Source organism: Streptomyces maremycinicus (assembly GCF_001184025.1).
GTDB lineage: Bacteria > Actinomycetota > Actinomycetes > Streptomycetales > Streptomycetaceae > Streptomyces > Streptomyces maremycinicus.
On record NZ_BBYG01000011.1, the window covers coordinates 468787 to 484459 of the forward strand.

17 protein-coding genes are annotated in these 15673 nt (G+C 71.6%); 5 read left to right on the forward strand and 12 right to left on the reverse strand.

The window, feature by feature from the left end; all coding sequences use genetic code 11:
* Positions 1-96: 96 nt before the first annotated feature.
* Positions 97-1785, reverse strand: coding sequence for a fibronectin type III domain-containing protein (locus tag AOQ37_RS12500; RefSeq protein WP_062644212.1), 1689 nt, complete (start codon positions 1783-1785; stop codon positions 97-99).
* Positions 1786-1923: 138 nt separating this feature from the next.
* Positions 1924-3075: an ATP-grasp domain-containing protein gene (locus AOQ37_RS12505; protein WP_062644214.1), complete on the reverse strand. Its 1152-nt coding sequence runs from the start codon at positions 3073-3075 to the stop codon at positions 1924-1926.
* A gap of 352 nt (positions 3076-3427) precedes the next feature.
* Here AOQ37_RS12505 and AOQ37_RS12510 point away from each other — a divergent pair, with 352 nt between their 5' ends.
* Together AOQ37_RS12510 and AOQ37_RS12515 are read left to right on the forward strand one after the other, a co-directional pair.
* The gene (locus AOQ37_RS12510) at positions 3428-4288 is read left to right on the forward strand and encodes a metallophosphoesterase family protein (RefSeq protein WP_062644216.1); all 861 of its coding nucleotides are present in this window, start codon (positions 3428-3430) and stop codon (positions 4286-4288) included.
* A complete protein-coding gene (locus AOQ37_RS12515) occupies positions 4285-5082 on the forward strand; it encodes a 4'-phosphopantetheinyl transferase family protein (protein ID WP_062644218.1) in 798 nt (265 codons plus the stop codon). The genes AOQ37_RS12510 and AOQ37_RS12515 overlap by 4 nt, the downstream gene beginning before the upstream one ends.
* A gap of 22 nt (positions 5083-5104) precedes the next feature.
* On the opposite strand, the gene AOQ37_RS12520 is transcribed toward AOQ37_RS12515, so the two are convergent.
* Positions 5105-5365 (reverse strand): hypothetical protein, encoded by a 261-nt coding sequence (locus AOQ37_RS12520; protein WP_062644220.1) that lies wholly within the window; start codon positions 5363-5365, stop codon positions 5105-5107.
* A 238-nt stretch (positions 5366-5603) separates the two neighbouring features.
* On the opposite strand from AOQ37_RS12520, the gene AOQ37_RS12525 reads away from it, so the two are divergent.
* The gene (locus AOQ37_RS12525) at positions 5604-6635 is read left to right on the forward strand and encodes an alpha/beta fold hydrolase (protein WP_062644222.1); all 1032 of its coding nucleotides are present in this window, start codon (positions 5604-5606) and stop codon (positions 6633-6635) included.
* Between the two features lie 84 nt (positions 6636-6719).
* Here AOQ37_RS12525 and AOQ37_RS12530 read toward each other — a convergent pair whose 3' ends face one another.
* Entirely contained in the window at positions 6720-7244 is a 525-nt protein-coding gene (locus tag AOQ37_RS12530; RefSeq protein WP_062644223.1) for a hypothetical protein, read from the reverse strand.
* A 32-nt stretch (positions 7245-7276) separates the two neighbouring features.
* Positions 7277-7882, reverse strand: a complete 606-nt coding sequence (locus AOQ37_RS12535) for a helix-turn-helix domain-containing protein (protein WP_052183798.1) — start codon at positions 7880-7882, stop codon at positions 7277-7279.
* Positions 7883-8173: 291 nt separating this feature from the next.
* On the opposite strand from AOQ37_RS12535, the gene AOQ37_RS12540 reads away from it, so the two are divergent.
* Positions 8174-8842 (forward strand): MmyB family transcriptional regulator, encoded by a 669-nt coding sequence (locus AOQ37_RS12540; RefSeq protein WP_062644227.1) that lies wholly within the window; start codon positions 8174-8176, stop codon positions 8840-8842.
* Positions 8843-8900: 58 nt separating this feature from the next.
* Here AOQ37_RS12540 and AOQ37_RS12545 read toward each other — a convergent pair whose 3' ends face one another.
* The 4 genes from AOQ37_RS12545 to AOQ37_RS12560 are packed head-to-tail and all read right to left on the reverse strand — an operon-like array spanning position 8901 to position 12296.
* Positions 8901-9719, reverse strand: coding sequence for an ABC transporter ATP-binding protein (locus AOQ37_RS12545; protein WP_078890137.1), 819 nt, complete (start codon positions 9717-9719; stop codon positions 8901-8903).
* 20 nt (positions 9720-9739) lie between these two features.
* Entirely contained in the window at positions 9740-10498 is a 759-nt protein-coding gene (locus AOQ37_RS12550; RefSeq protein WP_062644508.1) for an ABC transporter permease, read from the reverse strand.
* Between the two features lie 56 nt (positions 10499-10554).
* Positions 10555-11328 (reverse strand): ABC transporter permease, encoded by a 774-nt coding sequence (locus AOQ37_RS12555; RefSeq protein ID WP_062644230.1) that lies wholly within the window; start codon positions 11326-11328, stop codon positions 10555-10557.
* Entirely contained in the window at positions 11325-12296 is a 972-nt protein-coding gene (locus tag AOQ37_RS12560; RefSeq protein ID WP_062644236.1) for an ABC transporter substrate-binding protein, read from the reverse strand. Before AOQ37_RS12560 ends, AOQ37_RS12555 begins: the two co-directional genes overlap by 4 nt.
* A 148-nt stretch (positions 12297-12444) precedes the next feature.
* Here AOQ37_RS12560 and AOQ37_RS12565 point away from each other — a divergent pair, with 148 nt between their 5' ends.
* Positions 12445-13341 carry an IclR family transcriptional regulator domain-containing protein gene (locus tag AOQ37_RS12565; protein WP_062644238.1) on the forward strand — a complete coding sequence of 299 codons (897 nt, stop codon included), beginning with the start codon at positions 12445-12447 and terminating at the stop codon, positions 13339-13341.
* Here AOQ37_RS12565 and AOQ37_RS12570 read toward each other — a convergent pair.
* Genes AOQ37_RS12570 through AOQ37_RS12575 form a run of 3 tightly spaced genes read right to left on the reverse strand, consistent with a single transcriptional unit; the run spans position 13256 to position 15425 of the window.
* Positions 13256-14191 (reverse strand): PDR/VanB family oxidoreductase, encoded by a 936-nt coding sequence (locus AOQ37_RS12570; protein WP_062644239.1) that lies wholly within the window; start codon positions 14189-14191, stop codon positions 13256-13258. The genes AOQ37_RS12565 and AOQ37_RS12570 overlap by 86 nt on opposite strands.
* Positions 14188-14361 carry a hypothetical protein gene (locus AOQ37_RS40830; RefSeq protein ID WP_199824987.1) on the reverse strand — a complete coding sequence of 58 codons (174 nt, stop codon included), beginning with the start codon at positions 14359-14361 and terminating at the stop codon, positions 14188-14190. The genes AOQ37_RS12570 and AOQ37_RS40830 overlap by 4 nt, the downstream gene beginning before the upstream one ends.
* On the reverse strand, positions 14358-15425 hold the full coding sequence (locus AOQ37_RS12575; RefSeq protein WP_062644240.1) for an aromatic ring-hydroxylating dioxygenase subunit alpha: 1068 nt from the start codon (positions 15423-15425) through the stop codon (positions 14358-14360). The genes AOQ37_RS40830 and AOQ37_RS12575 overlap by 4 nt, the downstream gene beginning before the upstream one ends.
* Between the last annotated feature and the right edge of the window lie 248 nt (positions 15426-15673).

Genomic DNA, 15673 nt, shown 5'->3' on the forward strand with positions numbered 1-15673 from the left:
CTCTTAAGAGCGAGACCCCCGGCTCCTGATACACCCTGCACGGAAAAAGTCCCCCGGACCGCGGTCCGGGGGACTCCCGCTCGTGTTCCGGGACGCTCAGCCGGTGAAGCCGGCCGTGATCGAGGTGAACTGCCAGGTGCTCTGGCTGATGCCGGAGCAGTTGCTCACCACGCCACCGCCCGGGCAGGGCCGGTCGCGGTTGACGGCCCAGTAGGCGAGCCGGGCGATGTGATGGCTGTTGGCCCAGTCACGGATCTGGGTCCAGATCGCCGGGGTGGTGTTCTCCTGCTGGTCCGACAGGCCGTTCATGCCGGAGATGCCGATATGGGCGTAGGCGGTCGCGTCGTCCCAGCCGAAGGTCGACTTCAGCTTGTTCTTGAGCCCCTCCGTCGCGTTCACGGTGTTGCCGTACATGTCCGAACCGCCGCCGAAGTCGAACGGCATGATGGTGAAGACGTCGATGTCGGCGCCGAGCGACTTGGCCTGCTCGATGAGACGGTTGCCGTAGTAGGTCGGCCCGGTCGTGGACGTCCCGAAGGTGACGATGGTCTTCAGGCCGGGGTTGTTGGCCTTGACCGTCTTCAGGGCGGTGAGGATCCGCGCCTGCACGGCCTCGTTCTCGAACTCGTCCGTGTTCTCGATGTCCATGTCGATCGCCTTGAGGGAGTAGGCGTCGATCACCTTCTGGAGCGCGCCCGCCAGCGCGCTCGCCGAGGAGCAGTTGGCGCCGAGCTTGCTGCCCTGCCAGCCGCCGAACGAGGGGACGATGTCGCCGCCCGCGGAGCGGACCTGGTTGATGACGCTCTGGTCGACCCCGCCGGTCAGCGGCCGGCTGCTGTCCCACATCGGGTTGCACCCGCCGCCGTCCAGCATGAACGCCATCGTGAACCACTTGATGCCGGTCGAGTTCATCACCGTCGACACCGCCGGCGGGTCGCCCCAGCCCTCGAACAGGTAGGGGGCGGCCTGCTTGAAGCCGGTCCCGCCCCCGCCGCCCGCGTTCGTCGTGACGCTCACGGGGTTGGAGGCCCCGGAGGTGTTCCCGGCCGCGTCGCGGGCCCGCACGGTGAAGGTGTACGCGGTGCTCGCGGACAGCCCGCTGACCGTCGCGGACGTACCGGAGACGGTGAGCACCCGGGCGGACCCGCTGTACACGTCGTAGCCCGTGACGCCGACGTTGTCGGAAGAGGCGTTCCACGACAGCGACACGCTGGAGGACGTCTTGCCGGTCGAGGTCAGCCCGCCGGGCGTGGTCGGCGCCTGGGTGTCCGAGCCGCCTCCGCCGCCGGGTCCGTCCAGGCTGATGTCGTCCGCGTAGTAGGTGCCCTGGGCGTACCAGCCGTGCGTGTAGATCGTGGCGCTGGTCTGCGAGGCCCCGGTGGTGAAGGACACCGACAGCAGGCTGTACGCCGACGGCGACGACGTCCAGGTGGAGGCGCCGCCGTCGACACCGAGGTAGACGTAGGAGCCGCGCACCCAGCCGGTCAGCGCGTACGTGGTGTTCGGTTGGACGGCGACGCTCTGGCTGCACTTGGCGATGTCGCTCGAACTCACCGCTCCCGCGAGGGCCTTGGAGCCGCCATGGGTGGGGGAGGAGACGACGGAGCCGAGGTTGCCGGTGCAGGACCAGGGCGAGAGGGAGCCCGACTCGAGGCCGGGGTTGGTGAGGATGTTGGCCGCCTGGGCGGTGCCCGGCAGGGCCACGGCCCCGGCGAGGGCGAGACCGGCGGTGCCGAGCAGGGCGAGGAACCGACGCCAGGGGCGTCCGAGGGGTCTGGTGCGCACGCGATCTCCCTGAAGGAATGGGGGTGTTCGGGAGTGCAGGGGACTGCAAGGAGGTGCGCAACAAAGTTGGTATGGACCAATCCGCCTGTCAAGGCGGGAGACGGAATTGGTCCATACCGGTGAGGGAACGAGGGGGAACTAGAGCGGCAGCGCCTGCGCGGCGCCCGCCGTGGGCACCTCGACGGGATCGGCGGGCGCGGGCACGGCCGGCAGCAGCGGCTCGGCGCTCTCCTCCACCCGCTGGTGCGGCAGCGTGACCGCGCGCAGCGGACGCGGACCCGACACCACGGTGTAGTCCTGCCCCAGGAACGGCGGCACGATCTCGCCCGGGTCCTCGCCGAGCGCCAACTGCACCGCCGCCCAAGGGGCGTTGACGCCGCACAGCGAGAGCTGGTGAAGTCCGCCGGCCGGCCGGGTGTTGACGTCCATGAGGACGGGCCGGTCGCCGAACATCCGGAACTGGATGTTGGACAGGTAGTGCAGGCCGAACCCCTCGGCGATCAGCCGGGCGGGCTCCAGCCACTGCTCGTGCAGGGTGAAGCCCCGGCGGCGGCCGTTCTTCGTCCGGCCGATGGCCATCCGCAGGATGTTGTCCGGGCCGGTGAGGCAGTCCACGGAGACCTCCGGCTGCTCCAGGCGCGGCATGACCAGCCAGTCGATCTGCTCCTCGCCCTGCTCCGCGGCCCGCGTCAGCGCGTCGACGACCATGTCGAGCTGGACGTACGGGGTCGGGAAGCCGCTGAGGTGCATCAGCGAGAAGGGGGTGCGGGTGATCACCCGGAAGCCCACCCCGCCCGCGCCGGAGGCCGGCTTGAAGCACGCCCGGTGCCCGGCCTCCTCCAACTCCTCGACGGCCGCGACGAGTTCGTCCGCCGTCCGGACCCGGAACCACGGCGGCACGGGCACGCCGATCGCCTTGACGGCCTCGTACGCGATCACCTTGTCGTGGAAGACGGCGACGGCCTCCGGCGGCGGCGCGAGCAGGGCGGTGCCGACCGCGTCGAAGTCGGCCCGGTGCGCCACGACGGCCGCCTGGTGCAGCCGGGGCACGAACACGTCGATGCCGCGGCGCTTGCACTGCGCGAGGGCGTACTCGACGTACGCGGCCGGGGAGAGCCCCTCCGGCTCCAGCTCGGCGGTGTCGGCGGCGGCCAGCACGGGGGAGTCGGCGTCACCGTGCGTGGCGTGGATCTCGACCGCGCGGTCGCTGGGATTTCGTCGCAGCTGATCCGTGAAGAACACGTTCTCCGCGTACGTGCGGTTGAGCCAGACGCGTACGCGAGAGACCATGCAGGCCGCCTTTCACGGTTCGCGGGCAGGGCAAAGCGAGCCCGGCCCGGGCAGGGGGATTGGAGGGTCACCAAACCGCCCTGCGGAAGGGTCGTCCATGGCGGTGGTGTTGGGGCGATCATACGGCTTCCCGGGGGTGCGGCGTGCAACGCCCGTGTTACGGATTTTCCGATCTTGTTCACGTGAGGCGCGAGTTCGGGTAGGGGGGCGCGCTCCCGGTGCAGGTGGGGCCGGGTCCCCTTGTGGCGGGGGCCCCGGACCGACCTTGTACCGGACGCGTGAATGTGTTCTCGTGGTGACACCGGTGTAGTCGTGAGGATGCGGAGCGTGGGCTCGTGAGCGGGGGCGGAACGTGACGTCGACGGCGGGCGGCGCCGGACGGCTGCTGGCCGTCAGCGATCTGCACATCGGATATCCGGAGAACCGCGCGCTGGTCGAGGCGATGGTCCCGGAGACGGACGAGGACTGGTTGCTGGTCGCCGGTGACGTCTCGGAGAACGTGGCGGACATCCGCTGGGCCCTGAAGACCCTCGCCGGCCGGTTCCGCAGGGTCGTCTGGACCCCCGGCAACCACGAGCTGTGGACGCATCCCAGCGACCCGGTCACCCTGCGCGGGGTCGCCCGCTACGAGCACCTCGTCGAGGTCTGCCGCGACCTCGGGGTCACCACGCCCGAGGACCCCTACCCGGTCTGGGAGGGCCCCGGCGGCCCGGTGGCCGTCGCGCCGCTGTTCCTGCTGTACGACTACTCGTTCCTCCCGGCGGGCTGTGCCACCAAGGAGGAGGGGCTGGCCTACGCCCAGGGCACCGGCATCGTGTGCAACGACGAGTACCTGCTGCATCCCGACCCGTATCCCAGCCGCGAGGCCTGGTGCCGGGCCCGGGTCGCCGAGACCGAACGGCGGCTGGCCGAGATCCCCGACGGCCTGCCCGTCGTCCCCGTCAACCACTATCCCCTGCACCGGCACCCGATGGACGTGCTGTGGCACCCCGAGTTCGCCATGTGGTGCGGCACCGGGCTGACGGCGGACTGGCACCGCAGGTTCCGGATCGAGACCATGGTGTACGGCCATCTGCACATCCCGCGGACCACCTGGCACGAGGGCGTCCGCTTCGAGGAGGTGTCGGTGGGCTACCCCCGCGAATGGCGCAAGCGGGCCCAGCCGCCGGGGCGGCTGCGCCGCATCCTGCCGGGAGAGGCCGGGGCCCGGTGATCGAGGAGCTTTTGCCGGAGTCGGTCGTGGCGGTCGAGGCCTTCGGCGAGGAGGGCGTCCGCGAGTTCGGGAGCGCGCCGCTGTTCCCGCAGGAGGAGGCGCTGGTGGCGCGGGCGGTCGCCAAGCGCCGCCGTGAGTTCACCGTCGTACGCTCCTGCGCCCGGCGCGCCATGGAGAAGCTCGGCGTGCCCGCGCAGCCCGTGCTGCCCGGTGAGCGCGGCGCCCCGCAGTGGCCGGACGGGCTGACGGGCAGCATGACCCACTGCGCGGGCTACTGCGCGGCCGCCCTGGTCCGGGCCGCCGACCTGGCCTCTCTCGGTATCGACGCCGAACCCCACGAGCCGCTTCCCGAGGGCGTCCTGGCCGCCATCGCCCTGCCGGCCGAGGCGGAGCGGCTCGGCCGGCTGGCCCAGGCCCGTCCCGAGGTGCACTGGGACCGGCTGCTGTTCAGTGCCAAGGAGTCCGTCTACAAGGCGTGGTTCCCGCTCACCCGCAAGTGGCTGGACTTCAGCGAGGCGGACATCGAGCTCACCCCGGCCTCCGCCCCCGTCCCGCCTTCCGCCCCCGTTCCGGCGTCCGCCCCCGTTCCGCCTTCCGCCCCCGTTCCGTCCTCCGCCTCCCTTCCGGCCGCCGCCTTCGCGACCGGTCCCGCCGACGGCTCGTACGGTGTCTTCCGCGCCCGGCTGCTCGTCCCCGGGCCGGTGGTCGGCGGCCACCGGCTCGGTCACTTCGACGGCCGCTGGAGCGTGCGGCGAGGGCTGGTGGCCACGGCGGTCACCGTGCACCACACCTGAGGCGGCGGGCCGCCCCCGGGGATCACCGGCCCGGGTACCAGGTGTGCAGGAGCCGGAAGAACTCCTCCTCGTTGCCCGCCAGTCCCGCCGCGGCCAGGGCCTGTTCGGCCTCGGCCAGGACGGCCGGCGGCACCACCGGGGGCAGCCGGTCCTGCGGCGCACCGGAGGCGCCCGCGTCCTCGCCGCCGTCCTCGTCGCCGAAGGCGGCACGGACGGTGTGCAGCAGCCGCAGGTAGGCCTGGACGGCGGTGCGCTCGCGGTCGGTCAGTACGGCAGTGGGCATCGGTCGGCTCTCCCCGTGTCGGCGTCGTGTCCCCCGCGCCCGACGGCGCGTACGCCCCCATACGGCGGCGCACCCCCCAGCTTGCCGCCCACCACTGACAATCCGGTCCGACCCGGCCTCCGTTCGCCCGCTTAGCGGAGCTGAAACCTCCTGGAAATCCCCTGGTGGAAAGGGGTTCTACGCTGGGGAGAAGGGCTTTCGGCGGCTCGCCGGGGCCACGGGTACAGGAGGCGAGCAGGTGGTCGATGTCCCGCAGCGGCGCCCGTCGCGCGCCACCAGGCTGCGCCCGGTCGGCGACGCCGAACTGGAGCTGCGCCACCGGGTCGTGCACGGTTACCGGCGTGCCTTCCGCATGGCCGGGGAAGGTCCCGCGCTGGTCCTCGTCCACGGTATCGGCGACTCCTCGCGGACCTGGACCGAGCTGATCCCCGACCTGGCCCGCACCCACACGGTCATCGCCCCGGACCTTCTCGGCCACGGGGCCTCGGACAAGCCCCGCGCCGACTACTCGGTGGCCGCGTACGCCAACGGGCTGCGCGATCTGCTCAGCGCGCTCGGCATCGAGTCGGCGACCCTGGTCGGGCATTCGCTGGGCGGGGGGGTGGCGATGCAGTTCGCGTACCAGTTCCCCGAGCGCACCGAACGGCTGATCCTCGTCAGCGCGGGCGGCGTCGGCCGCGAGGTCAACCCGGCCCTGCGGCTGGTCTCGCTGCCGGGCGCCCATCTGGCGCTGTCCGCGCTGCGATTGCCGGGCGCACGCTTCCAGGTCGGTCTCGCCGTCGGTCTGATGAGGCTGCTGGACACCGATCTCGGCCAGGACGCCCCCGATCTGCTCCACCTCGTCGACGCCCTGCCGGACGCGACCGCGCGCAACGCCTTCATCCGTACCCTGCGTGCGGTCGTCGACTGGCGTGGCCAGGTCGTGACCATGCTCGACCGCTGCTATCTGACGGCCGGCCTGCCGACGATGCTGCTGTGGGGCGACCGGGACAGCGTGGTGCCCGTGCGGCACGCGTACGGCGCCCACGAGGCGATGCCCGGCAGCCGGCTGGAGATCTTCGAGGGGGCCGGTCACTTCCCGTTCCACAGCGACCCCGCCCGGTTCCGCGCCCTCGTCGAGGAGTTCACCCGCACCACGGCCCCGGCCGACTGGAGCCGTGACCACTGGCGCCGGCTCCTTCGCGAGGGCAGGCCCGGAACGGGGACGACGGGTCCGCCGGACGGCACGGAACGGGACCGGCGCGAGGCGAGCGAGCGCAGCGCGACCTGACGGCCGTCCGCGACAGCCGACAGGGCATCCGCCGGGGGCAGCCGCCCGCGACAGCCGTCCGGGTGCTCCGCCGGCCGGGCGGTGCTACGGCCCCAGGTAGCCCAGCGACGCCTCGATGCGCCCGGCCAGATGGTCCCGCTGGCCCCGTTCCCGCGGCGACGAACCCGGGAGCCAGGTACGGCACTTGCTGGCGAGCAGCAGGCCGAAGCTCTCGGCCTCCCGCTCGTCGGTGAGGTCGAAACGCGTGCGCGCGGCGACGCTGCGCACCGTCGCCCGGAGATCCGCCCCGTCGCTGAGTAAACGGGCCGCCACCGCGGCACCCTCGACGTGGTGCCCGCAGTGACCCGCCTTCATGTGCCACAGCTCATGGCCCAGGATCACCAACTGGTGCTCCGGTGCGGTGCGTTCCTCGACGACCACGAGGTCCTGGTCGGCCATGTCGAGCCACAGACCGCTGGCGGTGTCGGCCGGGAAGGGGGCCATGCGGAAGTGCACCGGGCGGCCCCGCCGTCTGCTCATCCCGTCGCACAGGGCGGTGTACAGGTCGGCCGGCACGGCGGGGGCCGGCAGGCTCAGTTCCGCGACCAACTCGCCGCTGAGGCGGCGCATTTCCCTGGCGATGCTCACAGTTCTCCCCCGGATCACGACTCGGGCCGCTTCACGCTCTCCAGGAGCATGTCCAGCCACTCGGCGACCTTGTCGCGGTGCTGGTCGGTGGGCAGCTGGGCGGCCCGCCAGGCGATCCCGCGCACGCCGTGGTCTTGCAGCAGCCGCTCGAGCGGATCCTCGGCGGCCGCGGCGGCCTCCCGGGCGGCGAGCTTCTGGAGCAGCTCCTGCTCGATGTGCTGGAGGGCTCCCGCGAGCGCCTCCGGGTCCTCGGCCGTGAGGAAGCCCGCGTGCACCCGGAAGAAGCGCTGGAGGGCGTCGCAGTGCTCCATGGTGGGCCGCCGGTCGCCGTTGATGAGGGCGCCCGCCTGCTGGCGCGACATACCGGCGCCGTCGGCGATCTCCTGCTGCGTGTACTTACGGCCGTTCGGCTTGAGCCGGGTGCGGCGCAGCAGGTCCAGCCGCTGCAAGAAGCGGGCCTGCACATCGGGCTCACCGGCGGGCCGGCCGCTCAGCAGGGCCTTGACCACCGACTCCGGGACACCGGAGGCGACGGACAGCCGCCCGGTGCCGAAGACCTCCGCGTGCGGCACGCCGAGCCGGTCGGCGAGCGCGGCGACCCGGGCGACGACGGCCGACATCAGCACCGTCGCCGCGGCGCCCGGAACCTCGAAGCCATCCTCCGCCACCGACAGGTCTCCTAGGTCTCTCACGTCCCTCTCACAGGCACACGATCACCAGAACGGACGGTCGCCGTGAACTGCGTGGAGAGTAGCCCGTCTTTCGAACTCACATCCAGGTCTCGCCACAACTGTGGCCAATTTCAGCCGTCAACCAGCACGGAATGCCACGATAGTTGACACCGATCGCGTCGGGGCAGCAGGATCGGGGCGCCGCGTGAAGGCCGCATAGGCAAGAGGGGTGACCTCCCGATGGCATATCAGGCAGGTGGGCAGCGGTCCGTACCGCGGCCCGTCCCCGAGAGTCTTGAGGCCCAGGCGTATCTGCACGACTACGCCGCATACCTGGAGGCCGTCCCCTTCCCGTCCGTCGTCCTCGACCACCGCTGGGACGTCGTTCTCTCCAACGACGCTTTCGCGTCACTTTTCCGGGAGGTGGGCCCGCATCCCACGGCCCTGCCCGGCGACAACTTCCTGCGTTTCGTCCTCTTCCATCCCGACGCCCCCTCGGTCCTCGGGGACCACGAGGCCGGCTGGTGCCTGCCGATGCTCGCCCGCTTCGCCGCCGCCGTGGAGCGGCACGCCCACGACCACGGGCTCCAGGCGATCCGCCGCGAGATCGCCCAGGACCCGATCATGGAGGCCGCCTACCGCCACGGGCTGCCGCACTGGATCCGCGCGGTCGGCGAGGAGGCCGTCGAGCACGACGGGGCGGTCCGGCCCCTGCTGCACCCCGACCCGCGCTGGGGCGCCACGGAGTGCCGCATCGTCTGCGACACCCCCAGGACCCTGCACGACATGGGGTACACCCGGCTGACGATGGTGCTGCGCGCCACCCGCCCGACCCCGCTGCCCCGCAGGACGCGCGCCGCGCGCCGTACCGCGAGCCACCTCAGCGTGGTCCCGGCACCCGAGGTCTGACCGGGCACCGTCGGCGTTCAGGTCGCCGACGGCGCCCGGGTCGGCACCGCGCGCGGAATCACGCCGGCGGCGCGTCCGACTTCGTGAGGCGGTCCACCGGGGTGTCGCGCTTCGCCGCCTGGATCTGCTCGTACACCCGGGTGCGCAGTTCCGCGAAGCGCGGCGCCACCCGCGTGTGCAACTGGTCGCGCTCCGGCGGGAGGTCGACCGTCAGCTGCTCCCGGACGACCGTCGGGGAGGCGGACAGGACGACGACCCGCTCGCCGAGGTAGACGGCCTCGTCGATGTCGTGGGTGACGAACAGGATGGTGATCCCGCGCTCCCGCCACAGACCCCGGACCAGGTCCTCCAGATCGGCGCGGGTCTGCGCGTCCACCGCGGCGAACGGCTCGTCCATCAGCAGCACCCGGGGCTCGTAGGCGAGCGCGCGGGCGATCGCCACCCGCTGCTGCATCCCGCCCGACAGCTGCCACGGGTACGCGGAGAGCGCGTCCTCCAGGCCGACCGAACGCAGGGCGTCCGCGACCAGTTCGCGTCGTAGGCCCTTGGGCAACCTCTTCTGTTTCAGCGGGAGTTCGACGTTCTCGCCGACCCGCATCCACGGGAACAGGCTGCGTCCGTACTCCTGGAAGACGAACGCCATGTCCGGCGGCGGCCCGGTCACCCTGCGCCCCTCCAGGAGCACTTCGCCCGAGGTCGGGGTGAGCAGTCCGGCCATGCACTTCAGCAGGGTCGTCTTGCCGCAGCCCGACGGGCCGACGAGGCAGACGAGTTCACCGGCCTCGACGGTGAAGGTGAGGTCGCGCACCGCCTCCACCCGGCGCCCTGACCCCTCGTAGACCTTCCGCAGGCCGGACACTGCAAGACGCGGGTGCATGGAACGCCCTTTCGCGAGGGTCACGGGGACCGCCGGGTGGATGCGCGCAGACCGTGGTACCAGCCGAGCACCCGGCGCTCCACGATCCGGAAGAGCACCGACAGGACGAAGCCCAGGAGACCGAGCACCAGGATCCCGGTCCACATGTCGGGTATGGCGAAACCGCGCTGGAACTGCACGATGGTGAAGCCGAGCCCGTTGCTCGCGGCGAACATCTCGCTGATGACCATCAGGATGATGCCGATCGACAGCGCCTGGCGCAGCCCCGCGAAGATCTGCGGGCTCGCCGACGGCAGCACCACGTCGCGCAACCGGGCGACGCCCGTGATGCCGTAGGACCGCGCCGTCTCCGCCATCACCGGGTCCACCGCCCGCACGCCCTCGACCGTGTTGAGCAGCACCGGCCACACACAGCCGCTCGCGATGACGACGACCTTCATGGTGTCGCCGATGCCCGCGAACAGCATGATGACCGGCACCAGGACGGGCGGCGGCACCGCCCGCAGGAACTCCAGGACCGGCTCGCACACCGCCCGCACCCGCCGGTGGGAGCCGATGACCGTGCCCAGCGCCACACCGACGACGGCCGCCGTCGCGTACCCGCCGAGCAGCCGCAGCACGCTCGGCCGGACGTCGGTGCGCAGCCGCTCCGCGGTCCACACGTCGGGGAAGGCCTTCAGGATCGTGCGCAGCGGCGGCCAGTACACGTTCGTACTGCCGTCGGACGCCACCCACCACACGGTGACCAGCACGGCCGGCAGGGCGAGCGTGAAGAGCATCCGCAGCAGCACGCGCCGCCAGGCCGCCGCACCCGTTCGGGCGGGGGAGTACCGGCTCACACCGCCACCTCCCCGCGCACCGACTGGTGCCAGGCCAGCGCGTGCCGCTCCACCGTCCGGGCGCCCACGTTGATCAGCAGCCCCAGCACTCCGGTGACGACGATCAGGGCGTACATCTCGGGCACCGCCTGCGAGGTCTGCGCGACGGCGATGCGCGCGCCCAACCCCGGTGCTCCGATGACCAGTTCGGCGGTGATGACGAGGATCAGCGCGACGGCCGCCGCGAGCCGCACGCCGGTCATGACGTACGGCAGCGCGGTCGGCCACAGGACGTGCCGCACTCGCGCCCAGGCGCCGAGTCCGTAGGAGCGGGCCGTCTCCTCGGCGACCGGGTCGACGTCCTGGACGCCGTACAGGACCTGGATCAGGATCTGCCAGAACGAGGCGTAGACGACCAGCAACAGGACCGAGCGCAGTTCGGTGCCGTAGAGCAGCACGGCGAGGGGGATCAGGGCGACGGACGGGATCGGGCGCAGGAACTCGATGGTCGAGGAGGTCGCCTCGCGGAGGTAGGGGACGACCGAGACGAGCACACCGGCCACGACCCCGGCGCCCACCGCGATCGCCAGACCCAGGGCCCAGCCGGTGAGGGTGTCGCCGAGCGCCGTCCAGAAGGCGGAGTCGGCGAGTTCGTCGCCCAGCGCGCCGGCGATGCGGCTGGTCGGCGGGAAGTAGGCCTCCTTGACCAGCCCGAGCCGCGGCACCGCCTCGCCCAGGCCGAGGAAGGCCGCGAGTCCGGCGGCGCCGAGTGCGAGGTTCGTGCCTCTCACGGCAGCAGCTTCTCCAGGTCCGGGGTCGACTTGAAGAGCTTGTCCTGTTCGCCCAGCTTCTCCAGCGCCTCGATCGACGCACGGTCGGCCTCGGCGGGCCACTTGGGCAGCGTCACCTGTGCGAGCACCGACGTCGGGATCTTGGTGTAGGTGGTGACGATCTGGCGGACCTCGTCCGGGTGCGCGTCGGCGTAGGCGAGCGACTCCGCGGTGGCGTCCTGGAACTTCTTCACCACCTCCGGGTTCTTCTGCGCGTACTGCGTCGAGGTGAAGTACATGGCGACGGTGAGGTTCGGGGCCACGTCCACCAGCGGCGAGGCGATCTCCACCCCGCCCTGGCTCTTGACGGTCGCCAGCGCCGGTTCGACGACCATCGCCGCGTCGATCTGCCCGCCGTCCAGCGCGGCGGGCATCTGGTCGAAGGCCAGCTCGACGAACTTCACCTTGTCCGGGTCGCCGCCCGCCTTGCGCACCGACTCGCGCACGGCGGTCTCGTTGATGTTCTTCAGGGTGTTGATGGCGACCTTCTTGCCCTCCAGGTCCTTCGCGGACTTGAGCGGGCTGCCCTTCTTCACGGTGATCGCCCCGAAGTCCTTGCCCTGTACGCCCGTCGAGGCGATGCCGTTCGAAACGGCCTGCACGGGAACGTTGTTGGACTGCGCGACCATCAGGGAGGTCATGTTGCTGAAGCCGAACTGGAACTGGCCGCTGACGACTCCGGGAACGATCGCCGCGCCGCCCTGCGCGGTGGTGATCGAGAGCTTCAGGCCGTGCTTGGCGTAGAAACCCTGTTTCACGCCCAGATAGACGGGCGCCACGTCGACGATGGGGATGAGTCCGAGTTCGACGGTCGTGGTGCCCCCGGACGACGAACTCCCGGTGGACGTACCGGAGTCGTCGGACGAGCCACAGGCCGCCGTGGCGAGCAGGATGGTGCCGGTCGCGAGACCGGCGAACAGACGACGCAAGGCTCCTCCTGTGCAGACAACGGTGTTCCGACAGGCTGTGCGCACACCGCACAGTAGTGCTCAATTGGCGTACAGGGAACGTAGAGCCCGCCGTCCGACGGGGTCAATGCGTTTGGCTGACGAAATTGTTGACAGTTGGGAGGGTGGTATGTCCACCACGGCCCGAGCACCGCACTTCGTGAGGTCCTTCGAGCGGGGTCTCGCGGTGATCCGCTCCTTCGACGCGGAGCACCCCGCGCGCACCCTCAGCGACGTCGCCCGCGCCTGCGGGCTGACCCGGGCGGCGGCCCGGCGCCTGTTGCTCACCCTCGCGGATCTCGGCTACGTCCACAGCGACGGCCGGCTCTTCCGGCTCACCCCGCGGGTGCTGGAACTCGGCTACGCCTACCTGGCCGGGCTCACCCTTCCGCAGGTCGCCGAGCCGCATCTGGAACACCTCGTCGCACAGGTGAGGGAGTCCTCCTCGCTGTGCGTCCTGGACGGTGACGACATCGTCTACGTCGCCCGGGTGCCGACCACCCGCATCATGTCGGCCGTCATCACCGTCGGCACCCGCTTCCCCGCGCACGTCACCTCGGTGGGCCGGGTGATGCTCGCCGACCTGGCGGACGACGAGCTCGAACTCCGGCTGAACCGGGCGGAACTGCGCGCGCTCACCGCGCGGACGCTGGTCGGGCCGGAGGAGCTGCGGGCGGAACTGGCGCGGGTGCGGCGGCAGGGATACGCCCTCGTCGACCAGGAACTGGAGGAGGGGCTGCGGTCGGTGGGCGCCCCGGTGCGCGGCCGCGACGGCACGGTGGTCGCCGCCGTCAACATCGCCGTCCACGCCGGCCGCACCTCGGTGGCCGCCGTCCGCCGGGACTTGCTGCCACCGCTGCTGGCGGCCGTGGCGCGGATCGAGGCCGACCTGCGGATCACCGACCCGACGGGAGGCGCCGCCGCCCGGGCCACGGGTCCGGTCACAGGTCCAGGACGAGCTTCCTCCCCCGGCACCGGGACACGCAGATCATCATCGTCTCCCCGGCCTCCCGCTCCTGCGGACTGAGGACGCAGTCCCGGTGCTCCGGCGTGCCCTCCAGCACGTCGGTCTCACAGGTGCCGCAGGTGCCCTCCGTGCAGGAGTAGAGGACCTCGACCCCCGCCGCCCGTACGGTGTCCAGCACGGAGACCCCCGCCGCGACGGTCAGTGTCCGCCCGCTCCGCGCCAGCTCGACCTCGAACTCGCCCTCCTCGCCCGCCGGTTCATCACGCGCCTGGAACCGCTCGACCCGGAGCACATCGGCCGGACAGCGCTCCTGCACGGCGTCGAGCAGCGGAGTCGGACCGCAGCAGTAGACGAGGGTGCCCTCCGGCAGCGCGTCGAGCACGGAACCGAGGTCGAGCAGACCCGTCTCGTCCTGCGGCGCGACGGTGACCCGGTCCCCGTACCGCGCCAACTCCCCGGCGAACGCCATGGAACCGCGGGTCCGGCCGCCGTAGAGCAGGCTCCACTCGGCGCCCGCCGCCTCGGCCGCCGCCAGCATCGGCAGGATGGGGGTGATCCCGATGCCGCCCGCGACGAAGCGGTAGCCGGCCGCCGGACGCAGCGCGAAGTGGTTGCGCGGGCCCCGCACCCGCACCTTGTCGCCCGGCCTCAACTGTTCGTGCACATGCGCGGATCCGCCTCGCCCGGCCGGCTCGCGCAGCACCGCGATCCGCCAGGCGCGGCGGTCCGCGGGATCACCGCACAGCGAGTACGGGCGCTCCAGCCCCGGGCCGAGGACGAGGTCCACATGGGCACCCGGCTCCCAGGCCGGGAGCGGCTCGCCCAGCGGGTGGCGCAGAGTGAGGGCGAGCACCCCTTCGGCGGCGAACTCGCGTACTTCGACGACCAGTTCGGTCTCGTACACGCTCATGAGCCGTTCCCTCGCGGCCGGTGTCCTTCGGGGTGGCCGAGCATCCACTCCCACATCTCGACCGGGTCCTGCGTGGTGTGTTCGGCGCCGCAGTGACAGGTTCCGTGCAGCACGTCGGTGCCCGGCAGCCAGTCGACGCGGTAGATCTCGCCGGTCGGGCCGGTGCTCACAGGACCCGCTCCACGGGCTTGTCGCCCTCGGCCACCAGCCGGGCGAGGATACGGCGCGCGGCCAGACCGCCGGTGTCGATGTTGATGCTCAGCTCCTGGTAGCCGGTGCGTTCCGAACCGAGCGTGCGCTGAAGGAGGTTGAGAGCGTCGACGTCCTGCATGACCACCGTGTGGTTGTTGCCGCGCAGGAACTCGGTGACCTCCTCGTCGTCCGTCGCCCAGTCCCGCGAGACCATCCAGAAGTCGTACACCTCGCCGTCCGCGGAGGGTGTGATCGCGTACGTGATCTCGGTGTGGAAGCCGTTCGGGTCACCGCCGTCCGCCTCGGGCAGGACACCCACCGGAGCGATCCGGCTGTGCAGCAGATACAGACAGGGCGCGTGGTACTCGATGTCCTGCCAGCGGGTGATGCGGCCCTCGATGCCCGTCGAACGGGCGTAGAACGGGGGGCACTCGGCGTCGTCCATGTGCCGGCTGACCCGCACGATCCCCGCGCCCTCGTCGACCTCGGTGGTGATCGGCGTCTCGGCTACCTCGGGCGTGCCGATGTAACCGCCGTGCAGATACGTCTCGTGGGAGAGGTCCAGGAGGTTGTCGACGAGCAGCCCGTAGTCCGCGTCGATGGGCTCCATGCCCCGGACGGTGGTCCAGCCGGGGGCGTCGAGATGCCGGGCGCGCGGGATCGTCCGCCGGTCGGCGAGCGCCGGGTCGCCGATCCACACCCACACCAGCGAGTCCAGCTCGACGACCGGGTAGGCGGTGACCCGGGCGGTGCGCGGGATCCGTTTCTGTCCCGGCACGTACACACAGGCGCCGGTCGAGTCGTAGGTGAAGCCGTGGTAGCCGCACACGATGCGGTCGCCGTCCAGCCGGCTCTCCGACAGCGGGAAGCGGCGGTGCACGCAGCGGTCGTGCAGGGCGACGGGCGTCCCGTCCTCCTCGGTCCGGTAGAACACGAGCGGCTCACCCAGAATCGTCCGGCCGAGCAACTCCTCCCGCCCGACCTCTGCGGCGTAGGCGGCGACGTACCACTGGTTCCTGGCGAATGCGGTGGTGTGCGGCATCGTTGCGGCTCCCGTCTCTGCTGGTGTCCGCATCGTCGGGGCGGGCGTCACGGGGCCGCAACACGGCTTCCGCCTCACGGAAGGGCGTCGTCGAAGAGCGCACGCGTCCCCCTGCCCGTTCACCCCCAGATGGGACCGGTCGCCCGAACGTTCGCACCGGGCGGTTTTGCCGTTCCGGAGTTCACGGCCGCGAATCTCGTCGACCATGGACGGGACATGATCGTGAACTCGTACCCCCTCGGCGGGCC